The organism is Frankia sp. CoWAU3, assembly GCF_977971855.1.
Genome location: NZ_CDWWXB010000113.1, coordinates 5,386 through 5,914, shown reverse-complemented (window position 1 = coordinate 5,914; position 529 = coordinate 5,386). Strand labels below are relative to the sequence as shown.

Sequence of the window (529 nt, the reverse complement as noted above, 5' to 3'; positions counted from 1 at the left end):
ACCGGTTCGGCCAGCGGAAGTCGTACGTCCGCGCGGTCACCCTGTACGGCGCGGACAACGGCATCGATGGTCTCGTGCTGGACGTCCTGCTGCGCAAGCACCGCCGGATCGCCCGCGACACCGGGGTGACGGTCCCGGTTCCCGACAACGCCGAGAGCCTGCTCATCGCCATGCTCGAAGGGCTGGTCCTGCGCCGCAGGGACGGCGAGCAGCTCATCCTCGATCTCGACGTCGTCCGGACCGGCGACGAGGTGACCGACGAGTGGCACAGCGCCGCCAAGCGGGAGTCCCGGACGCTGACGAAGTACGCCCACAGCGGAGTCGACCTGGACGAGGTGCAGGGCGTGCTGGACGACGTGCGGGAAGCCCTCGGCAGCCAGGCCGACGTCCGCCGGTTTGTCCTGAACACCCTCGACGAGCTGGGCGTGAAGGTGGTTCCGACGGAGACCTCGGACGGTCTCGTCGCCGACGTGACCGGGCTGGACCCCCTCTACACCGACGCCCTGCGCGTGCCGCCGGGCGGCGCGGG

Annotated in this window: 1 pseudogene; it reads left to right on the top strand. The window is 70.9% G+C overall.

The features are described 5' to 3' along the window. Window positions 1-529: pseudogene (locus AC08ON_RS11425) on the top strand (helicase); the annotation flags it as partial.